The following is an 18,304-nucleotide window of genomic DNA, read 5'->3' on the forward strand; positions in this document are numbered from 1 at the left end:
TATTTTGCACGCTTACCCACCTAGACTGCCGAATCAGGTTCACTTTCGTTGTGTACTGTTAACTTCCTATCGCTTCCTTCAGACCCTGCCGTTGGCCAGCAACGCCCTTGCGATTCGGATTATCTTCCCCTCAGTCGGGGTGATTCAGGTTTCTTGCAACCTGACGGGTTTGCCAGCTTCGCTGGGCAAACAAAAAAACCGCCACGATGGGCGGTCATTTAACATCACATATTTTATGCGTACTAACTCGATGTCATTCCGAAAAAGATTACTAAGTAACTTAATACTTTGCAAACAGAGCTTGTATATTATTTGGCAATCCTGCGACTATTTTAACTCTATCTCTAACAGTCTTACCTCGGTGGTTTTTCTTGTCAGGGTTTGCACCATATTCTAACAATGCTCTTATCACATCATGATTATAACCACCACCGATTAAAGTCATTCTCAAAGCACTTACAGCATCAAGATTTTCATGTTCTATTAATTTATCTGCACCATTTTCTAACAGCAAACGAACACCCTCTAGATTTCGCTGACGAACAGCGTAAATCAAAGGAGTGTTACCGTAAGAATCAATAGCATTGACGTCTAATCCTTTATCGAGTAAGAATTGAATAGATTTTATTGGTGCATCATCTGTATCGGCTATTTGATGTAAATATGTCCATTTATCGTTAGCCGTAACGAAATTAACATTCTCTCCGCTAGATATAATCTGATCAGCTTTATCTAGGTCGCCATCTGCAATTGCTTCATAAAGTTCATAACTCATTATGGGTTACCTTTTTGTTCAAAAATTTCTTCATATCACGTTTAATTTTGTTCAACTCTCCAGTTCCCGACTTCTCATCCTTATGACTTAAGTTTTTCTTAGCATCTTCTATCTGATAATAATCGGGTCGAGAGTTCATAAAATCATTCAATTCTTCTTGAGACATCCCTATTTCATCTGCAGCTTTCAATATTCGGCGATTTTCCACTCCAGTTTTATGCCCATAATGCCATTCTAAAATGATCTCATCATCTCCATCAATAAAATTACCATTCGCATCTTTTTCTGCATTAGCCTCAATTTGACGTTTTGTCTCTGCCCTTAATGACGGACGTTGTAATGATGGTTTTGGCTCACCTGATGAAATAAACCTTCCATTCGGTCCTCTTAATTGAAACACCACATACAGTGGCTCGATACCTGAACCAACAGGAAACACCAAAATCGCATCACGCCAATCACTCTCTTCGGGGATGGGTAATGCAGTTGATGGGTCATTAGCTGCATCACTCAGTGGATTTACCCAAATATCACTGAATGACTCCCCATCATCTTGTGATGGTGGGGTATGCGGTACTTGCTCACCACTTTCATCAGGAGACCAATAGATTGTCGACCCATTTTCTTCTAATGCAACCGAATATTGGCCTTGTTCATTTTTTCCGACATAACGAACAGGGATACGAGTATCATTAACATGATACGCGCGCACCGTAGGGTAAATATAACCAATCTCCGGCTCGCTGAGGTGAACACGAATACGGCTTTGCGCCTCTTTCATTTCTCGTAATTCATCTTCCGTATACTGCGTTTTATCCCCTATTTGTAATGCTTTAAAAAGCATTATCGCAACAGACATAACGGGTGAGGTTTCAACCGTAAAGCGATAGTTATCTAACGCTTTATCTTTAAAGTTACCCGCTACTTTAGTCAACGCTAAGGCTGCTTTTTCATTGGTTGCTCTATTTTGTGCCGCACCAACACCAAGCACCGTCTCAGAGCTCGCCACAGCGGCTATAGGTACAGCCGCTTCAGCCGTACCAAAAAAGAAGCCCCAAAAACGAAAGGCATTACTGATGGATTCCTTTTCTGAACACGCGTTTGTATTACCAAGAAGCTGGGAGCATGACTTCGCAAAAACTTTTCGCTCAGCAAGCGCACGATTACAATTGGCCGCCCATCGCGCCTCGTCTTCTGGTGTAAAAGCCAGTTCACCTCTACGCTCAAGTTGTTGGCGACGAAAACACTCTCTTAACGTTTCCTTACGCTCTTGAGGTTCTTGAGGTTTTTCAATTTCACAATCATGAAGAGGCTTGTAGCCCCCTCCAGAGCTAGAGGCAATTTTTTTTGTATCAATTCACAATGAGACATCGCCCAACCATTTTCCACGATAAATAGGCACGTATGATATCGCTTCAATTTAGACGGAGAGATAGCCAAAAATACAAAGAGGGAGGATAAGCTATAAAAGCATCATTTCGACATCAATAACAGAGAAAAACGACGACATTTTCACTAAAACCCATTGCAAAAGTAAGTTGCATGGACTGTTCCAATACACCTGAAAGTCCCCTTTAAATCGCGCCTAGAACCCATTTGCCTATCAACACGAGGCGTTACCTAGCACGGTATGTCTTTACTAGAAAACGGCTTTATTAAATCTTACATACACTATGACAAAGCTGGCTAAGCGCTAACTCTCCTTCACCACCCGCGCTATCGTCGCCCGACTGCACCCTAACTTCACTTGTATCTGTGAGTAACTGCGGCCCAACGTTAACTGATCGCGTATATCCTGATGCAAGGCCACGTTTGTACGCCTGCCATGATACTTACCTTCGGCTTTGGCCTTGGCGATCCCCTGTGCTTGGCGTTTATGGCGGGTTACATGATCATCACGGCCTGATAGATGGTGCAGAGTGGAAAGCGAACCGATTCAAACTCATTTAATAGAGTTACGTAACTTATGAACCTTACGGAACAAGAATAACTTACGTAACTTTATTTAACGATTTAAAATCATGTGGTTATGTTTCAAAAATTGTGGGAAACACGGTTACTTCTAGCAAGTAGAAAAAGGAGAACTGGACGTTTAAGCTAGATCTCATCGCAAATTTCGTTAAACCACTTCCCTTTAATCCTCTTTGCTTAAAACCTTAATTGATTAAGCTTGCCTGAGTAGTTACATTATCTCGAATATGCAACTACATGGATGATAGTAATGCAGAAATACAAACCCTTGGCGATCCCACAACGACCCTCTAACCCCAGACCACTTGAGTTGGCCATACATCGTTATGAAGTGAAGCGATCACGTTTCACAACAAACGAGCGGCACAATCTGTCGTTAATGAAACGTTAAAGTCACAGGCTAAAAGAGAAAAAGATTTTAACCAGGATTGGGAACACCTCAAGCGACAGAGGCGTATGCTTGCAGCGCAAGTTCAGATCCAAACATCACTAACAGAGTACCGTGAAAGCAATAAAGAAAAGTCCCCCAATGAGCTAAAAAAAGAGCCGCATCACCCTACAACGGTATTATCACGGAACCTTACCGCAATAGGTGAGCCGAAACCGAGTACTATTCACGATCCCCATCACATCGTCATGGGGACAGGGCGATTTCGTAAGATGCAAATGATGTTAGCCAGATTAAATCTCCATGTCTTTGGCATTGGAATCAACGACCCAATTAATGGTGTTTGGTTACCGAGAACGAAGGCTGATAAAGGGCATTGGGCATCACCACTTGCACCGGCTCATAAAGAGATCCACCGCTATAACTACGAAACATGGATTACCTCTTTATTATCCAACGATTCATTGCCGGAATCTGTTTATGTCAATCGGTTAAGGAGTATAAAAAACAAACTTAAAACAGGAACATACCCAACACAGATTATTGAGAAAAAGACCCTAGAGTGGAAAGGTGAATGATGCAAATCTACCAATTAAAAGAACGACCTGAAGATTTTAGAGAATTACAGCTTGGACTCGATGATTTACTTGAGCAGATTGGTGAAGAGCACCTAATGGCGCTACATAAACAAAGATCTCAAAACACATCTTTGTTACCTATCTGGAAAAACGTAAAATCCACATTTGGCGATGTATTAGGCAAGGATTCTGTTGTACCGGATGTCTCACTTTGGGCCAGCACATATTTAGTCTTAAACGCTAAAGCCTATGCTTCATTAAATGAAGAACTGTGTAATGAAGGTGAGTTTCTGCCGATTACAGCTGATGGTGAAAATTATTATATTTTCAACTGCCTGTCATTTGGGCAAGAAGACGAAACTACCTGTGTAAAAAAGTACCTTGATGGGATCGAAGATGGGATAGATACACTCTTTTTTGACGACATAGATGTGGCAGGACGTTACCTCTTCAAGTCAAAGCTTCAGGGATGCCAAGCCCTTTATGCGACGGAACATTTTAAAGAACTCTGTGAGCAACATCTGTTTAAAGGATTAAGATATGAAACTGACCTACTCGCGATTTTTTAATGGTGTTGATCTCTTTATTTTGGATTGATAAAACAGCACCTTAAAGACAGCCAGAAGCATTAGCTAAACTGGGGTAGCGCCACCCCGCTACCCCTAACTTATCTTGTTGACTACTGCTTAACGTTAACTGATCACCCTAATCGCGCTAAACGAAAAAGGCCGCCGGAGCGACCTTGATCATCTTATTACAGTGATCGTTAAACGGCCAGTTCGTGGGGCTGAGAAGGTTTGGGGCATAACCGTGTTATGAAGCCCCCCCATATCAAACCAAAACCCTAACTTTCCTTCACCACTCGCGCTATCGTCGCCCGACTACACCCCAACTTCTCTTGTATCTGCGAATAACTGCGGCCTAACGTTAACTGATCGCGTATATCCTGATGCAAGGCCACGTTTGCACGCCTGCCACGATACTTACCATCGGCTTTAGCTTTAGCAATTCCCTGTGCTTGGCGTTTATGGCGAGTTTCGTGATCATCACGGGCCATGGCTGCCCCGAGATCGAGCATAAATTCCGTTAATGCGAGAGTAATACTATTTTGCTTGCCCGAACTGAATACGGCATGGGTCATAGGCTGATCGGCCACCACTATCACCAACCCCTTAGTCATGATCCTTGCCTTTAAGGTTTTCCACTCTCCCCAGGGCAAGCGCGTGAGGCGATCCATTTTTTCAATCAGCACTACATCACCGGATTCACTATCTTCTATCAGCCGATTGAGCTCTGGCCGTTCCAACTTGGTGCCGGATTGGTTTTCGGTGTAGTAACCGGCAATGCGGTGATTAAAGCCAGTAATGAACTCGCGTAATTCATCTTTTGCCCGGTGGGCATCTTGCTCTGAGGTCGAAGCTCGCAGGTAAGCACGGATCAGCATCATTATCACCAAATCGGTTTATTTTAAGTTGGTTCCCCAATTTGGTTCATTATAAGTGGTTTTGCAACTACTGCAATGCGGGGCGGTGAGTGGTTTCGCTGGGGTATACCCTTTTAATCTCCAGTTGTTGTTCAATTTTAGCTTTTTTCGGTTTAACACAACGCTTTGAATGTGCTCAACAGACCGAATAACGATGATATTTACCCCAAGATCGAAAAAGCCTTCAATTAGAAGGCCAAATTTACCATTCCACTACACTTTGTGAAATTGGCTATCCCCAAAAATGAAATAAATCATCTATCGTTTTTTTATCCTCATCTGAAGCGTCAGTAAAGTCAGAAGTATCACGTCTATATTTGATAAATTTTTCGTATATATACCTCATAGGTACTGATTTTTTTTCCCTACATTTATCTAATAGATCTTGCATTTCTCTCCTGACCTTTTTATCCGATATTGATTTATCAAATATTTTCTCCAAATCAGATATTGCCTCTTGATATGGATAATCGTTTCTCATACCCATAACTTAATCCTCAAGAATATCAACTTCATCAAAATATATAACCTTTCTATCAGCATGTAATTGTTGCGCTCCACCACTACCAAATTCTGGATATGCTTCTGTGAAATACTCAAACTCTTCATCCTCAGCATCTCCAAATTTTCTAGGAACTCTCACTTTTGGAACGCCATTTTCATCATATAATTGAAGAGTATTAAATTCACCTCGTAATCTAGCATCACTCCAAGATCTATCAAATGGATCAGATGTATCAACGTGTTTTAATGTTTTTATTTGAAATGCATCAGCAACTTGACTAGCAGAGTCTATTTTATCAAAACCAAAATATGTAACTTGCCCCTGTTTTGTTTCAAGCATTTTCCCCCCCCACTCATTCAAGGTGCCATCATCATTTAAATAGCGGTCATATCTATATGCCGTGCTCGGTAATGTTGAGCTTGGTCCAGATGGGCCGACATAAAAATCTACAGTTGTAGGTTCAACTCCCTGAAGCATCTCATTATTTTGCTTTTGCCTCTTTTGATCTTGTTCTGCAGTAGTAGGAGGTTGTGGGCAACCCGTTTCCGCACTTAACCCCAACGGATCCACCCAGTTTATCGGGTTAGGCACATACTGGTAGTTATTTATTCCGCCCGCGAGCTTTATTGGGTCGGGGGTCAAAAAATGGCCGGTACTGGGGTTATAGTAGCGATGGCGGTTGTAGTGCAGGCCGGTTTCTTCATCAAAATATTGCCCTTGGAAGCGCAGTGGCGTGTCAACCATGTGCACCACTTTTCGCTTCACATTACCGTAGGCGCGGTACTGGGCCATCCACGCCAGATTGCCGTTGGCATTGAACAGTTCTTGTGGTGTGCCAAGGTGGTCTAACTGATAGTAATAACACTCGGCGTGTTGCCCTTCCCCTTCCAATTGCGCCAGTGGCCGGAAGGTGCCTAACTCATAAATGAAACTGCGGTAGCCTTGACCTGCTACCTCTTCGGCGATTAACCGTTCACCTTGCCAGAAATACAAAGTTTCAGTGCCATTCACCTGTTTTTTGTAACGGCGTCCGAAGGGGTCATAGAAATACTGTGCGATGGTGCCGTTAGGCAGGTGCACTTTGCTTAGGCGATGCTGGCAGTTGTATTCATAATGGGTGACCAGCTTGTGCCCTTTGCCACGGTATTCAGTTGCAACGTTACCAAAGGCGTCGTAGGCGAACTTGCGATCACCTTGTACCGTCAGGCGGTTGCCTTTTACTTCGCTGGACGCGTATCTGTCCTGGCTATGCGCCTCGTCTTGGTTGTGCATGCCTCGCACATTGCCGCTAGCGTCATGCTCAAACCGCTCTTCTACCGCGCCGCGCACAGCGGTGAGTCGGTCGAGCGGATCATAGTCGTACCACAGCTTGCCTTTTTGGCTGTCGGTGATTTCTGCCAGCAGCCCGGTGGCGTTGTAACGGTAGTCGCGTTGTTGCAACACTTTACTGTAATCACTGCCATGGTGTACGCGGGTATTGGCGTGATGACTATTGCCAAAGGTCAGCTGTTGCTGGGTTAATCGCCCTTGCTCGTCATAAGTATAATGGCTTTGTGCTTGTCCTTGCCGACGTGAGATCTCTTGCCCGTATTGGTAGCCATGGCGAGTGAGCGGCTCGCCGTTTAGGTCAATGCCGTTGAGTAAGCTGCCAACCTGATAGTGATAGCGGAGGCGGTTACCATCGGGCAGCTTCATTTTGGTTAAACGCCCTTGCTCATCATAACCATAACGCAAGGTGGCGAAGTCTTGATGCTCAGCAGTTAGCTGGCCAAGTTCGTCATATTCAAAGAACAATGGTCGTTCGCCATCGTCCACCGACAGCAGTTTGCCTTGCTCGTTGTATTGGTAGTCAATCACCCTGCCATCAGCTAAACGCTTCTGGGTAATACGCCCCATGACGTCACGGTCAAATTCGGTGATTAATTCAGGGGAGTCAAACGCAGCACTGCCGATTTCTTTTTTGGCTATTAGGTAGCCTTGCGCATTGAGGCTGTATTGGGTGTTACGGCCCGCGAAGTCAATTTCTTGAATGACACGACCATTGACGTCGTATTTTAAACGATAATGCTCGCCAGATTCATTTTCGACATCGGTGATTAAGCCACGCTGCTCATCATATTGATAACGTAGCTTCGTGCCATTGGGGTTATGTTGTTCACGCAATAACCCCGTATCGACATCGTAGAGATATTGCGTGGTGCGCCCTAGTTCATCGGTATAGCGGGTTACTTTATCCAACGCGTTATAACGGTAATGCTGAGTGTGGTTACCTGAATCGCGTAAACAGATAACCCTATCAAGGGCATCGTATTCATATTGAGTGATCGCACCATTTTCAGCTTTCAGTATGATCAGGCGGTGGCGCTCATCATAACGATAGGTGCGGTGATCCCCAGTTGGCAGGCGCTCTGCGACCAGTTCGCCGCTATGGTTCCATTCCAGTTGATGCAACCCACCATCGGGATAGCGGATCTCTTTGAGTTTGCCCTGTTCGGTATATTGATACTGAGTGAGCGCGCCGCTTGGGTCGGTTTTGGCGATAATGTCGCCTTGATCATTGCGTTGATACAACCAGCGTTGATCACCGCGTTCGACCTTACGGAGGTAGCCTTTGTGGTAGTCAAAGTGGGTGACGGTGCCGTCTTTGTCGATGAGTGTGCTGACGTTTCCGTTGTTGTCGTAATGGTAGGATTTGCCGATGCCATCTTGATCTTCCTCGCGCAGCAACAAGCCATCGTCGTTGTACTCATACAATGTGGTGGTGCCATCGGCCGCCACCTGTTTGACTAAGTTGGCGTATTCATCATGAAAATAGGTTATGCCGGTGGCGTCATCAAAACGCGCGACGGATTTCCCTGATTCTGGTTTCCATTGGAATTGAGCCTTGAGCGCGGGAGCTTTGCTGTTACACGCAAGGGCTTTTACCTGCTTGCCTTTACCCTGCCACTGCCATTGGATTTTCAGCCCGCCACCAAATTGGCGGGAAATCAGCACATGATCGGCGTCGTAGTCGTAATATTCCCGTTCACCGGCGGCATTTTCGACAATCGTGAGTTGGCCCACATCGTTATAGTGATAGCGCATGAGGGTCGTGCGACTGGGGTCGGCGAAATAGTCAACGCGAGATTCAAATTCAACGCTCGTTAAGCGGTCGCGAGGGTGTTTTTTTAAGCCTGTACGAGTGGCAACCTTCTGATAGCTAAAACGCAACGCGGTGTTGTGCTCGGTTTCAAGGGTACTGATGCGCGAGTGCTTATCGTAGCGCACAGCCAAACGATTATTGTATGCATCACTCAATGCAACTAGGTAGCCTGTGGCCTCCAGTGAGGCATCTTCAGAGCGTACAATACGAAAATGGTAGAACGGCTGCCCGGGCTGACAGAGTATGTATTCCGCAATGACCCCCTGGGCTTGCTCGCTCGATGTTGGGGATAGCCCTAAGTAGATCGCGGTACCTGCGTTATAGTTCACAATCGCAGGTTTAGAGACAGTCGGTACAGAAAACTGGTTGGTACGACTTTCATGATCACGCCAATAGACCTGACCATCGGTAACCCACAGTCGATGCTCTAGGCTGTGTACCCAGCCGTGGCCTAATACCCCTTCTTGCTCAACCGCACTGGTGCGGTAATAGCGTTGCCAGTCAAACGCCATCATCCCTTTTAGCGAGGCATCGTGTAGCGTTAGTAACTCTTCCCCTGTCACCATGGAGATGGGTTCACTCTTTTTGGTCGTTTTACTATCGGACTTAGCAACATCACCATTGTCGTTGGTACTGGATGTTTTTTCCGAATCGGTTAATTTTGATTCCACCAATGTGGTGTGTGGTTGGCCTTCATTGGTTACCGAAGTCGAAGGCTCATCGCTCGGTATGAAGTCTTCCTGCTTACCTGATAGGGCTTCTGGGGCAACGTCACGTTGTGAGGTGCTGACTGAGGGCTGTTGTGCGGCTGAGGTACCTTGTGGTTTTTTGTATTGCGTCTCACCACTGTAGTCTGGGTCTAATGGTGCGAGAGAATTACCATGAATTTTTTTAGATTTCGCTAAATGCGGCTTCATCAATGCTTTGGCATTGCCGAGCAAATCGGCAACCGCAGCGATGATCGTGTCTTCATCCGGCGCTTTTCTGAGCCCGTTGAGGTTATCCGCCAACTTAGCGCCCGTTTTTACTGTTTTACCCCCGTATTTTACCGCTAGCCCTATCCCGCCAGTAAGCACGACACCAATGACCACATCAAACACGATGCCGATCAACAGATCGCCAGCGAGTGCCGCTAATGTTTGTGGTGGGATCATTTTGGCCCAAGCAATAAATGCAGCACCAAATAAATACAGGTAAGCTTCATCTTGTAAAATGGCTAAGCCATTACTGATTGAAGTGTTGGCTTTTTTGAGTAACTCGGGGATTTGACTCAAATCAAAATCCATCATGGATTCTGCGAGGCTAAAAGTATTTCCTATCGGATCAAGCAGAAAGTTCATGAGCCCTTTCAGTGCATCCCATACACTCTTTAGCACTCCCCACATGCCTTCCAATATCGCACCAATGCCTTTTACCACCCCTTCTGCCGTATTTTCGGCTAACAGCAGGGCTTGCTCTCCCTCAGTTAAACTTAGCCAATGATCCCATTCAGGTTCAAAGGTCGCCCACTGTGTATTCAGCCACCCAATATTGGTATTGATTACGGTATCGTAAGAGGAAAAGAGTCCTTTTAGATCCCCGTCATTTACATCGGGATAAAAAACGACCTGATAACGCTCACCGGGTTCTAAGCCTTCAATGGTCGCTTTACCGTCAGAACCAATTGTCCCTGTTTTTACAATCTCACCATGGGTATAACCATAACCTGAACTATTTCGCACTGCCCCTTTTCGCACTTGAAATGGTGTATTAGCAATAGGCAAATAATAAACAGACTGGAATGTATGGTAGATGGTTAACTTGCCGCTTTTAGGGCATGTTGCTGTAACTGACGCACGGCCATCACCCATATCAATGATGGAAGCGTTCTTATTATTGCCTTCGACAACCAATCGCTGGTCCATACGAAAGCCACGCAATAAACCACTGTAGAACACCTCTTCTGTCTGCTCTCGATAAGTAGATAGGCAGTTGCGATAACTTTCGACAATATCAGTTTTTATCTGATCGACAGGTAACAAGGTCGCGTTGGTATCCATACTCAATGACATTCCGTTTTATTTTGGTAGTAGCTAAATAAGAAGAGAGTTATAAAATCATGTCATCGCTTAATGACTGACATAATGCAGACAATAACACGTTGTTATTTCTGCTTAAGTTATCTTCTACCCGCTCAGCACAGTGCGCTTCCTGCTGTTGCCAACGATGATAAAAGTGTGTCACTTTGGCTCTAACTGCTGGCTCAGGAAAACTGAAATACAGGTGTGCTTTTTCTTCCTTGATAAATTGCAATAAGTTAGCAATGACTGGCGCAGGATCTGCGTGGGCAATGGCCTCCATCAAACCCCTTGGCAACGTCCACCATAGTGAAACTTGAGGCGGTGATACAGGCGAAGTCGCTGGCGTGGTATAAGAGATACCATTTACCCAGTAACGATTCACCACAGGCAGCCAATGTGCCATTTCATCACCGATCACATTGCAAATAATGTTAAAAAAATGACCGTCCCAATAGCGAAAAAACACTGCTTTTCCTTGCTGTGTTTTTACTTGGGTTAAACCGGAAAAATAATCCACTAACGTATGCGCGGGTAACGGCGAACTCAACAACCATCCCCATTCACGCGACGGTTGAGCAGCACACCAATCCAAGAAAGGTGATTCTTTTTCAATAGCGACCAGCCTTGGCATGACATCCAGCCACATATCGTACGGTTCAATAGTATAAAGCGGCGAAAAATGCGGTCGTGGCTCTAGTGCTTGATAACGTTCAAACGGCTCTGTTTCACAAACACCGCTCACTACCGCATAAATCTGATCTGATAGTGGAACATCAGCTAACCATTGAGCCAAAGCTTGTTCTGCCACAGTGACGGAGGCCGAATGATCCGCCTGGGTGACATTTTTCTCGGCATGCGACCTCACTAACTGCACACTAAGCACCTTTTCAACCGTCGTTTCCCTCAACAATTAAATCGCGCACTCGCCGTCCTTACACGCTTCACATTCTTCGCAGAATGGCGCTGAGGATGATAAGGTTTTCGTTTGGCCAGCACTCGCCCCTGCTTTATCACCAATAAACACATTGCCACTGCCACTAATGATAATCCCGCCATGTTCAGTTGTATCTCCCATCCGAGCGGCAGGTTTTCCGTTGATGAACACACTGGCCGAGCCGCCTTTGATCGAGTCTGGCGGGCCAATACATACCATCATGTCGCCCTGACGAGCGGCAGGCATCCCGTTAATGAAAACGTTGGGAGAGCCCGCAGCAGCTGGCCCACCCACATGCGGCACTTTAGACGTTACCTTAGGGCAGACATGATTATCACCAAGACGAGCGGCAGGTTTTCCCATTGTGCAACCCCATTTGTTCTAAATTAAAGTAAGACAAAAACACCTATTCCCGTATCAGTATCGGGCGTGCAAATATGCGAATAACAATACGAATTATGTGGATTAAAACAAGAGGGAGATAAACAAGTGTGGAGATTATTAATAGAAAAATGAAACTGATAAACTTCATTATTTCTTAATCTGGTCTGAGATGATTAATAGCAATGAACCGCTAATGGTCAGCGGTTCAATATAAATTCGAAGGATGTCTTTAAACACTTAAATAAAAATAGCAACGTGAGTGGGGTAAATCTAACCTTATCTTATACTATGACCCAGTTGCCCCGCCTGCATACCTTGCTGGTAACCGAGTTCTAATTTGTTGAGATCGGTGGTTAATCGGCCAACCTTAAAATCATCAGGCGGTACGATAATAGTCAGTTTGCAGTCCGATGGAGGGTTATCGATAAAGTCCATGGCTTTATTATAGTTTTCGGCCCGTTTCAACATCGCGTCCGCCAATACGGGTGTATCTGCCAACAATTTTCTCACTAACCATTGACTACGTGGCGCCTCTTTCCGGTATCCACGTGGTCGTGATAGTACGACAGTGATATCTCTTGCGCCCATGGCATACGCTTTTACAACAGGTATGGAATCAGCGACACCACCGTCTGTCATTGCCTGTCCTTCGATTGTCGGATAATCCCGATAAGCAATGGGCACCGAGCATGATGCCTTAAGCAAATCATGTAAGTTCTCAGCCGTTGCCTGAATATACGCCGCCTCTCCTGTTTTAATGTTAGTGGTGACGACAAATAACGGGATTGGCTGATTCATCAACGTTTCGCGATCTAAGGCAATTTCACGGATGGTGATATCCCAAAGCCAATCTAAATCTAGCCAGTGACCGCCTTTAATGAAACGGTATAAATCAATAAATTCGGTACGACAGGAATAGTCGGTAATCACGCGGTGAGAACGTCGATACTGATTGGCAAGCCAAGCCGCTAAATTGGTAGACCCGGCTGATACACCGATACAAAAATCAAATGGTCGATAATCAACATCCATAAACTGGTCAAGCACACCGGCGGCAAATATGCCACGCATCGCACCGCCCTCTACAACCAATGCAGATACCGGTTTATTCGTTGGTTCCAATTCAACCATAACCATTACCTCTGTTTTTTGACTCTATAATAATAGCCATATCTAAACAGATACTTAACAAAAAACAGATATACGGCGACGCTAAAATTGAATATTTGCCAGCGTAAAACGGCAAAGGGAATCTCGATAATAAGGGCTATCAGGCTGATAAAATGCTGCAGGCATCCGTTCTAGCAAGCCCTCTTTTTTCAACTGCTGCCATTGTGAGCGAGACAAAATCACATAATCAAGCTCAGCATCGAGTAATGCCTGAATAGAAGCCAAGGTCAATTGTTCATCACGGACCAAGACCTTAAGCTTTCCGATCAAAACCACCAGTGGCAACATCAATTCACGAACTGTCTGTTTCCGATCGGCACATGACAGAGCTTCCAGTGAATGAGGCGCAACCGTAAAAATTTGCTCCCAGTCAGGCTTACTTTGGCGGGTGATCAAGTTGTGTCGATAGCAGTAATAAGATTCGAAATATTGACGCAGTGAGTGATAGCGTTCTGAATACGCTTCAAGGTAAATATGTTGCAACTCTAAATTGGCATGGAAATCATTGACGGCTTGCATTTACTCACTCACTACAAATTTTTAGCTTAAAAGCGTGTTATAAGTGAAACCTTACCCCAAGCGATCCTTCAAATTCAACACTGGATTCATCCTGAAGGTACCATGTTGGGCCTCCTTCTGCATAAAGTTGAAAGCGAGGGAAATAAAGCGAAGCACCAACACCGGTACGCGGCCCCCATTCTTGTTGATTATCGTCAACCCATTGCAGACCGGTATAGACGTAGAACGGTGCTAAATCTGTTCTTCCCGTAAATTCATTAAAATACCACTTTGCATCAGCGCTGACGCTGAAGGTATCTAGGCCTACCGCAAACTGGAGTCTATCCCAATATTGTACCGTTACACCTGATGTGGGCGTCCCCAAGAACACACCAGCAGTAAAAGGCATTGTGGCTGCTTGAGTCTGTACCGAAAACGCTAAAGCAGCGGCACAAAACAATCCGATCTTTTTCATTTATTGTTCCTTGATACTACTTATACCCAAGTTACCACGATATGCAGGACTCAGAGTGGAGTCAGTTCGCTCCATTCAAGGATTTTTAGCGCGGAATGACTATTCCCATTCAAGTAGATTAGACACCGAAGTAAGTGTGCTAAAACGAGCGTCTTGAGATAGCTTGGGTATATAACTAAGTTACCTCAACAGAATTAGCTATAGGTAACCGAATTTCGGGGAAACACTACTGATTTTTCATCTAATATCAAGAAATAAAACACATTTCATTATTAACATAATCGTAAATGAGGATACGGTTACGCCAGCAGCAGCCCTTGAACCTTCGATCTATCAACAGTAATTAACACGACTACATGAAATTATTTATCTTCGTCGCGGGTCTATATCTTTCTAGAGCGACATACTGTGCGTTATGTCCAAATAAGGAAGAGCTATGCTGATCAAGAAAACTGCGCGCTGGTCGCTCACAGAAAACGAAGCCACACCAGAATCTATCTATCATAAACGACGTGATATATTAAAAAAGCTGGGAATAACGCTTATCGGAATGCCACTTGCCAGTCAGGCACATGCTGGCATATTGGATATTTTCAGTGATGAGAAAACCAAGCCAAACGATAACAGACGGCCACTAGAGACGCAGTTATCTCCCCTCTCTGATCGAAAATTAGCATTAACGCCTGAAAATAAGATACTGCAATACAATAACTTTTATGAATTCGGCACCGATAAATCCGATCCAGCGGAGCGGGCTCAGCACTTTAAATCGGACCCATGGCAAATACAAGTTGGTGGAATGGTTCGCCACCCACAAACATTAGACTATGACGATATATTTCGTGCTTTTCCGTTAGAAGAGCGTATTTACCGATTACGCTGTGTGGAAGCTTGGTCGATGAATATTCCGTGGATTGGCTTTCCTTTAGCTGCCTTACTTAAAAAAGTATCCCCAATCAGTACGGCTAAATACGTTGCTTTTGAAACCCTATATGACCCCAAACAGATGCCTGGTCAGGCTTCCCGTCGTATCGGTGGAGGAATTGACTACCCTTATGTTGAAGGGTTACGGTTAGATGAAGCAATCCATCCACTCACTCTCCTTGCTGTCGGGCTGTATGGGAAAACGTTAGCACCGCAAAACGGCGCGCCGCTAAGGCTGGTCGTTCCTTGGAAATATGGCTTCAAAAGTATCAAATCGATTGTCAAAATCACCCTGACAGACCGGCAACCGCCTACCACTTGGAATGTATTGGGCCCAAGTGAGTACGGTTTTTATGCCAATGTCAATCCAACGGTTGACCATCCTCGGTGGAGTCAGTCCAGTGAACGCTTTATTGGCGAAGGAAATCTATTCAGTAGTCGACGCCAGCCAACCAAAATGTTCAATGGCTATGCCGAAGAGGTCGCCAGCTTATACAAAGGCATGGATCTGAAGAGGAACTATTAATGGAAAAGGCACAAGGTTCATCTGACTTTCACCGTAAGATCCCAAGGCTGACACCTCAACACATTGTATGGTTAAAAGGAGTCATTCACGTTATCTCTCTGGGATTTCTCGCTCAGCTTATCATACTCACCCTGTCAGGGAGCCTAGGGGCGGATCCCGTACAAGGCCTAAGCCATTTTACAGGTAAAGCGGCACTCAATACATTACTGATTACGCTAATGATCAGCCCTCTCTCTAAACAGTTCAAACAGGGGCAATTAATGAAAGTCCGTCGATTGATCGGGCTCTATAGTTTCTTCTGGGCCGTGCTTCATCTCGTTATTTATCTGGCGTTAGACCTCAACTTCAATGGCATGCTCATTGTCTCAGAGATTATCAGCCGTCCCTATTTAGCGTTGGGTGCAATCTCGTGGTTGATCCTACTTATGCTCGCGATCACATCAACCAAGGACATTCAGCGCAAGATGGGGGCTAATTGGCAAAAACTGCACAACTGGGTATACCTTGCACTACTTCTCTCCCCTATCCATTACTTTTGGTCAGTAAAATCGGGAGTGACTGAACCTGCGCTTTACATACTCGTTGCATTGATTTTATTAGCGTATCGATATAAAACATTTCTGCGGGCTTGGTCGTCATTATCAGCAACTCGGCGCTAAAGCCACCACTAAGATCACTAAACAATTGAAATGTGATAGAAGAAGTCATGATTTCTGATACGATATTCAACGCATTATTGTTTAGCGTTTTTCGATTAAAAAACGCATTGATCTATTTATTGTGTAATGACTGGAGGAAGCACGGACTCCCCCTCTAGTTAACATTGTGGTTTGGTAGGGCACTATTTGTTTTCTGACATTCTTTCAACTAGCATTCAACGGTTTCAAGCTGATTGCTTACAGCTGTGTGAACAGCATTATCCAACGGTTCATAACCGAGGTATGTGTGAAAACCACTTAGGTAAAGCGCTCTGCCGACGCATTGTCACCACACTGGAAAAAACAGGTATTCATGCCCAATTAACTCAGCATCAAAATAGTGCATTATTGCCACAACCTGTTTTTCACATTCAAACCAATGAATTTACTGTCTGGGTTATTGCGCATCGACTACTCAGTGCCAACCTCGCATGCAGACAAAACCTCGTTAACACCATCATGAACACCCAGTCAATGATGCCTGATAACCAACCACAACACTTAGTGATAGTCGCTGATCATTGGTTTGATCGCAGTAAAGCCAGCAAAGAAATTCCGGCCTGGTGGTTAGGCGCATTACCTGACAATGTATTGGACTATCAGCAAGACGGTATCCGTTTACTTTCACCGGAGATGAGTTTAGCCGAACAGCTTTCCAAACTACCGTTGACGCAGTGTCAGTTTCAGATCCACCACCCATTAAAACGAGAGAGCGGTAGTAAAATAGTTCATAAATATCTACTACTTACTGCACATTGCTGGCAGTAATCCATCATCCCATTTCGCCCCTTCCTCACCATACTTGTTGACGTGATTATTGGGCCGATTACGAAAAGAAATAATAAAGAGTATTCGCGGTCAATATATCGCTTATATTCTGCGTCCAAGTAAGGTATAACGACGCTATGAAAACACCAATACGTATACAACCACTAGTCGACGATGGCCTTGTTGATGAGGTGATCAGTCAATTAATGAGTGGCAAAGAAGCCACTGTTTACATTGTTCAATGTGGCCAAGAGGTTTCTTGCGCTAAAGTATATAAGGATGCCATTAAGCGTAGCTTTAAAAATGCGGCCCAATACCAAGAAGGTAGAAAAAGTAAAAATAGCCGTCGCAGCCGGGCGATGGAAAAAGGTTCCAAATACGGTCGGGAGCAACAAGAAAAAGCCTGGCAAAATGCCGAAGTTGATGCTCTCTATACCTGTGCTGCTGCTGGTGTAAGAGTTCCCCAACCATATACCTGTATTGATGGCGTACTATTGATGGAATTAATCACCGACGAAAATGGTGATGTTGCCCCACGTCTCAACGACGTGACCCTAACAGCAGAACAAGCATTAAACGATCACGCTACCATGATAGTTTACGTGACCAAAATGCTCTGTGCCGGTATTGTTCATGGTGACTTATCCGAGTTTAACGTGCTGGTTGATCAAAATGGTCCTGTCATTATTGATTTGCCGCAAGCGGTTGATGCTTCAGCCAACAACAACGCCAAAGCCATGCTTACCCGTGACGTGAATAATATGCGCAATTATTACTCACAATTTGCACCTGAACTGCGCCAGACAAGATATGCAGATGAAATGTGGGCATTGTACGAAAAAGGTGAATTAACGCCTGAAACCATTTTAACCGGTTTATTTGAGGATGATACATCCGTCGTGAATGTCGATACGGTGCTTGACGAAATTAGCGCTGCTTTTAATGAAGAGCTGGAACGATTAGATCGAATTCGTGAATCGAATGCGATTGACTAATATTATCAGATAAATTCCCCGCAAAAACAG

Annotated in this window: 16 protein-coding genes; 6 read left to right on the forward strand and 10 right to left on the reverse strand. The window is 44.7% G+C overall.

Annotation, left to right across the window (positions count from 1 at the left end):
* Positions 1–280: 280 nt before the first annotated feature.
* A complete protein-coding gene (locus tag L4D12_RS11165; protein WP_428447916.1) occupies positions 281–775 on the reverse strand; it encodes an ankyrin repeat domain-containing protein in 495 nt (164 codons plus the stop codon).
* Positions 765–1,766: an S-type pyocin domain-containing protein gene (locus tag L4D12_RS11170; protein ID WP_428447917.1), complete on the reverse strand. Its 1,002-nt coding sequence runs from the start codon at positions 1,764–1,766 to the stop codon at positions 765–767. The genes L4D12_RS11165 and L4D12_RS11170 overlap by 11 nt, the downstream gene beginning before the upstream one ends.
* 1,436 nt (positions 1,767–3,202) lie before the next feature.
* On the opposite strand from L4D12_RS11170, the gene L4D12_RS11175 reads away from it, so the two are divergent.
* Positions 3,203–3,712: an AHH domain-containing protein gene (locus L4D12_RS11175; protein WP_428447918.1), complete on the forward strand. Its 510-nt coding sequence runs from the start codon at positions 3,203–3,205 to the stop codon at positions 3,710–3,712.
* Positions 3,709–4,281 (forward strand): hypothetical protein, encoded by a 573-nt coding sequence (locus tag L4D12_RS11180; RefSeq protein ID WP_428447919.1) that lies wholly within the window; start codon positions 3,709–3,711, stop codon positions 4,279–4,281. Before L4D12_RS11175 ends, L4D12_RS11180 begins: the two co-directional genes overlap by 4 nt.
* A gap of 275 nt (positions 4,282–4,556) precedes the next feature.
* On the opposite strand, the gene L4D12_RS11185 is transcribed toward L4D12_RS11180, so the two are convergent.
* The 8 genes from L4D12_RS11185 to L4D12_RS11220 form a co-directional block, all read right to left on the reverse strand.
* Positions 4,557–5,156, reverse strand: a complete 600-nt coding sequence (locus tag L4D12_RS11185; protein ID WP_428448017.1) for a recombinase family protein — start codon at positions 5,154–5,156, stop codon at positions 4,557–4,559.
* Between the two features lie 271 nt (positions 5,157–5,427).
* Complete coding sequence (locus tag L4D12_RS11190; RefSeq protein WP_428447920.1) at positions 5,428–5,682, reverse strand: hypothetical protein; 255 nt, start codon at positions 5,680–5,682, stop codon at positions 5,428–5,430.
* Positions 5,683–5,685: 3 nt separating this feature from the next.
* A complete protein-coding gene (locus tag L4D12_RS11195) occupies positions 5,686–10,881 on the reverse strand; it encodes an RHS repeat-associated core domain-containing protein (RefSeq protein WP_428447921.1) in 5,196 nt (1,731 codons plus the stop codon).
* A gap of 49 nt (positions 10,882–10,930) precedes the next feature.
* The gene (locus tag L4D12_RS11200; protein ID WP_428447922.1) at positions 10,931–11,776 is read right to left on the reverse strand and encodes a DUF4123 domain-containing protein; all 846 of its coding nucleotides are present in this window, start codon (positions 11,774–11,776) and stop codon (positions 10,931–10,933) included.
* A 36-nt stretch (positions 11,777–11,812) separates the two neighbouring features.
* Entirely contained in the window at positions 11,813–12,199 is a 387-nt protein-coding gene (locus L4D12_RS11205) for a PAAR domain-containing protein (RefSeq protein WP_428447923.1), read from the reverse strand.
* A 297-nt stretch (positions 12,200–12,496) separates the two neighbouring features.
* On the reverse strand, positions 12,497–13,351 hold the full coding sequence (locus tag L4D12_RS11210) for a patatin-like phospholipase family protein (protein ID WP_428447924.1): 855 nt from the start codon (positions 13,349–13,351) through the stop codon (positions 12,497–12,499).
* Between the two features lie 81 nt (positions 13,352–13,432).
* Positions 13,433–13,909: a hypothetical protein gene (locus L4D12_RS11215; RefSeq protein WP_428447925.1), complete on the reverse strand. Its 477-nt coding sequence runs from the start codon at positions 13,907–13,909 to the stop codon at positions 13,433–13,435.
* A gap of 37 nt (positions 13,910–13,946) precedes the next feature.
* Complete coding sequence (locus tag L4D12_RS11220) at positions 13,947–14,363, reverse strand: hypothetical protein (protein WP_428447926.1); 417 nt, start codon at positions 14,361–14,363, stop codon at positions 13,947–13,949.
* Between the two features lie 436 nt (positions 14,364–14,799).
* Between L4D12_RS11220 and msrP the strand changes: the two genes are divergently transcribed.
* From msrP to L4D12_RS11240, 4 genes are all read left to right on the forward strand, one after another.
* A complete protein-coding gene (gene msrP / locus L4D12_RS11225) occupies positions 14,800–15,813 on the forward strand; it encodes a protein-methionine-sulfoxide reductase catalytic subunit MsrP (RefSeq protein WP_428447927.1) in 1,014 nt (337 codons plus the stop codon).
* Complete coding sequence (gene msrQ / locus L4D12_RS11230; protein WP_428447928.1) at positions 15,813–16,472, forward strand: protein-methionine-sulfoxide reductase heme-binding subunit MsrQ; 660 nt, start codon at positions 15,813–15,815, stop codon at positions 16,470–16,472. Before msrP ends, msrQ begins: the two co-directional genes overlap by 1 nt.
* Before the next feature lie 282 nt (positions 16,473–16,754).
* The gene (locus tag L4D12_RS11235) at positions 16,755–17,279 is read left to right on the forward strand and encodes a hypothetical protein (protein ID WP_428447929.1); all 525 of its coding nucleotides are present in this window, start codon (positions 16,755–16,757) and stop codon (positions 17,277–17,279) included.
* 137 nt (positions 17,280–17,416) lie between these two features.
* Positions 17,417–18,274, forward strand: a complete 858-nt coding sequence (locus tag L4D12_RS11240) for a PA4780 family RIO1-like protein kinase (RefSeq protein ID WP_428447930.1) — start codon at positions 17,417–17,419, stop codon at positions 18,272–18,274.
* The last annotated feature ends 30 nt before the right edge of the window (positions 18,275–18,304 follow it).

The sequence above is a fragment of the Photobacterium nomapromontoriensis genome (assembly GCF_050336815.1).
In the GTDB taxonomy this organism is placed as follows: domain Bacteria; phylum Pseudomonadota; class Gammaproteobacteria; order Enterobacterales; family Vibrionaceae; genus Photobacterium; species Photobacterium nomapromontoriensis.